Below are 3,948 nucleotides of genomic sequence, written 5' to 3' on the forward strand. Positions count from 1 at the left end.
GACCAGGTCTACCGCACCGGCCAGCCGTATACCGGCAGCGAAGTCATCTACGATGCGCCGCTGGCGACCGATCCGTCCAGCGGCCGACGCCAGCTGGACATCGTGTTCCAGCCGGTGCTGGGCGAGGACGGCAGTACCGCCGGCGTGTTCGTGCAGGGTCTGGACATCACCCCGCACATGGAGCTGCAGCGGTCGATGCGCGAGGTGGAAGCGCGCAACCGCCAGATCATCGACAGCGCCAGCGACTACGCCATCGTCGCCTCCGACCTGGAAGGCCGGGTGACCCTGTGGAATGCCGGCGCCGAGCACCTCTTCGGCTGGAGCGAGGCGGAGATGCTTGGCCGCAGCGTCGAGGTGATCTACACGCCTGAAGACATCAACGCCGGGCGCCTGAAGCACAACCAGCAGATCGCCATCGACGCCGGCGGTGTCAGCGGCGAGCGCTGGCTGCAGCACAAATCCGGTGCGCGCTTCTGGGCGAACGGATCGATGACGGTGTTGCGCGGTGAGGACGGCGCGGTGCTGGGCTTCGTCAAGGTGCTGGGCGATCGCACCGAACAGCAGCGTGCCGGCATGGCGCTGGCGCACAGCGAGCGACGACTCGGCGCGCTGGTAAGTGCCTCTTCGCAGTCGCTGTATGCCACGTCCGCTGACTGGCGCGAGATGCGGCCGATCCTCGGTGCCGGTGCCTCGGCCGAAATCCTGCCCGTCATCACCGGCTGGCGCGAGGAGCGGGTGCATCCGGACGATCGCGGTGCGCTGGAGGCGGCCATCGCGCTGGCGATGGGCCAGCGCCAGCCACTGCGACTGGAACACCGCGCCCTGCTGCCCGACGGCAGCGTGCGCTGGGTGTTGATGCGCGCGGTGCCACTGCTGGACGATGCCGGCGAGGTGACCGAGTGGTTCGGTACCGCCTCGGATGTGACCGAGCGGCGACAGGCCGAACAGCAGCTGCGCCAGCTCACCCTGACCCTGGAAGAGCGCGTGCAGGCGCGCAGCGCCGAACTGCAGGTGGCCGAAGAGCGCCTGCGACAGAGCCAGAAGATGGAAGCGGTGGGGCAGCTCACCGGTGGCCTGGCGCATGACTTCAACAACCTGCTGACTGCCATCTCCGTTGGCCTGGAACTGCTGGAACTGCGCATCGAGCAGGGACGCTTCGACGATATCGGACGTTACCTGGAGATGGCCCAGTCCAGCGCGGCGCGGGCCACCGCGTTGACCCAGCGCCTGCTGGCGTTCTCGCGGCGGCAGACGCTGGCGCCCACGCCGGTGGTGGTCGAAGACAGAGTGAGCGAGATGCTCGATATCATCTCGCGCACGCTGGGGCCGTCGATTTCGATTACCACCGACCTTCAGTCCTCGCCGTGGGCGGTGCTGGTGGATGCGCCGCAGCTGGAAAACGCGCTGCTCAACCTGTGCATCAATGCGCGCGATGCGATGCCCGAGGGCGGCCCGCTGGCGATCCGCACGGCCAACGTGGCACTCGATGACGTCGTAGCGGCGCAGTTGGAGGTTCCGCCCGGCGACTACGTATGCCTGTCGGTACGGGATGCCGGCAGCGGCATGGAGCCGGCAGTGATCGCCAAGGCGTTCGAGCCGTTCTTCACCACCAAGCCGATCGGGCAGGGCACCGGCCTGGGGTTGTCGATGATTTACGGCTTCACTCGCCAGTCCGGCGGCCAGGTGCGCATCGACTCCGAACCCGGCCACGGCACCACCGTGCACCTGTACCTGCCGCGTTTTGCCGGTGAGGCCGCCGAGCACAGCGCGCAGCCGGCGCCCGATGTCGGTGAACACGACCGCGTGGCAAACGTGGGCACGGTACTGGTCGTGGAAGACGAGGACGCGGTCCGCGCACTGGTCACCGAAGTGCTGGCCAGCTCGGGCTATCGCGTGCTGGAGGCGCCGGAAGGCGGCCGCGCCATCGAAACCCTGCAATCCGATGAGAGCATCGACCTGCTGGTGACCGACGTTGGTTTGACCGGTGGGTTGAACGGCCGGCAGGTGGCCGACGCCGGGCGCCAGGTGCGCCCGGGCCTGCCGGTGCTGTTCATCACCGGCTATGCCGCCTCCGCTGCCGTGGGTGCGGGGCAATTGGAGGCGGGCATGGAAGTGCTGACCAAACCGTTCACCGCTGCCGAACTGGAACGCCGGGCGCGGGCGTTGCTGTCCACCGAAGGCGCGACGTGAGTGCCTAGATGAGTTCGTGCACCGTGCCSAGCAGTTGCTTGAGCGTAAAGGGTTTCCTCAGCAGCTTCATGTCACCGCAGAGGAAGTCCGGACGGGCCCCCGCGGTACCGGCGTAGCCGGTCACCAGCAGGATCGGCATCGTCGGGTGGAGCGCGTTGGCGATCTGGGCGAGGTCGCGACCGTCCATGCCCGGTAGTCCCACATCGGAGAGCAGCAGGTCAAACGGGCCCTCGGTCTTCAGGCAGTGCAGGGCGGTTTCGGCATCGGCAGTGGGCAGGACGTCGAAGCCATCATCGCTGAGGATGTCCCGGGTCATCTCGCGGATGGCGGCATCGTCTTCGACCAGMAGTACGCGGCATCGTTCGTGAGGAGAGGGCAATGAAACCTCCAGCAGTGGTCGGGTAAAGCATCGGCCAGCGGATGCGGAGGTTCAGAGTAGCGCCATGTCGCGTTAGTCTGCCGTGCATCAATCGGGAAGGTGCTGTCATCATTTCGCGACGGGGCCCAGCGTTCAGGCCCCGCCGCAGTGTCCGGCCTGCTGGCCTAGAACTTCCAACCCACGCGTGCGTAATAGAAGCCGCCGTTGAATCCATAAGGCGAATGCACCGGATACTCGGCACCGGCSACGCCCGACCACGGGTTCTTCGACGGCACGCGGTCGAACAGATTCTGCGCGCCCAACTTGATGTACATTCCTGACGCGAATGCCCAGCCCACCTCCGCATCGACGAGCATCGCGCTGCCACCGTAGATCGGCAGGCCACCGTCGGCGGCGGAAATCACGCCGCTGTCGAGGTGGTCTTCGTACCAGCTGCTGTAGTAGTTCAGGCGCAGGTTGGCGTGGAAGATCTGCCGTTGGTGGTGGATGCTGAAATATCCCTTGGTGCGGGGCAGCGACTTCTCCAGTTTGTAGACCCGCGCGGCATCGATGAAATCGGTGTCGTAACGGTCCACCTCGGTGCGGTTCCAGTTGGCGGCCACGGCGTAGGTGGTGACGCCGCCGAAGTGGTTGCTCTTGTAGCTGGTGACCAGATCGGCGCCGGTGGTGGTGGTATCGAAGGCATTGCCGAAGTAGGTCACCTGCGAGATCGATGCTGCTTCCGGATTGCCGCCGGCCACCAGCGCCGCGCGTTCTTCCGGGGTCACCACGAAGCTGGTGCTGAGCGCGATCCGGTCCTTCACCTTGATCTGGTAGCCGTCCAACGTCACCAGCCAGTCGCCACGGGTCCAGACCGCACCCAGTGACACGTTCCGGGATTCCTCCGGGGTGAGCGGGCGGGCGCCSTTGAGCTGGGCGATGGGATTGGTCGGCGGCAGCGTGGCGATGTCTTCCAGCGCGGTGCCACCGAACACGGTGCTGATCTGGCTGATGTTGGCCTGGCCGGGCGTGGGCGCACGGAAGCCGGTGTTGTAGGCGCCGCGCAACGCGAATGCCTCGTTGACATCGAAGCGTGCGGTGAACTTGCCGGTGGTGGTGCTGCCGAACGAATCGTAGTCCTCATAACGCAGTGCGCCGGCCAGCAGCAGGCGCTCGGTGAGCTGCGCCTCGAGGTCGGCATAGGCGGCCCAGTTGCGGCGATCGAAGGTGCCGGCGGTGCGCGTGCTGAAGCCATTGAAGCCGTTTGAACCCAGCGCGAAGCCCTGTTCGGTCAGCGGCCCGATCGCGGTCGATGGACCGTCGCCGGGACTGATGGTGAAGCTCTCTTCGCGCCATTCCGCGCCCAGCGCCAGACGCAGCGGCTGGGCGGTGAACGTGGT

The 3,948-nt window shown here is 66.6% G+C and carries 3 protein-coding genes; 1 reads left to right on the forward strand and 2 read right to left on the reverse strand.

Annotated features, from left to right (window positions below; genetic code table 11):
• Positions 1-2,190 (forward strand): PAS domain S-box protein (locus tag ACXJKH_RS16485; RefSeq protein ID WP_457320914.1); only part of this gene is annotated, 2,190 nt, incomplete at its 5' end.
• A 4-nt stretch (positions 2,191-2,194) separates the two neighbouring features.
• Here ACXJKH_RS16485 and ACXJKH_RS16490 read toward each other — a convergent pair.
• The gene (locus ACXJKH_RS16490) at positions 2,195-2,569 is read right to left on the reverse strand and encodes a response regulator (protein WP_457320916.1); all 375 of its coding nucleotides are present in this window, start codon (positions 2,567-2,569) and stop codon (positions 2,195-2,197) included.
• Between the two features lie 164 nt (positions 2,570-2,733).
• Positions 2,734-3,948 (reverse strand): TonB-dependent receptor domain-containing protein (locus ACXJKH_RS16495; protein WP_457320918.1); only part of this gene is annotated, 1,215 nt, incomplete at its 5' end.

The organism is Stenotrophomonas sp. P5_B8, from assembly GCF_054049855.1.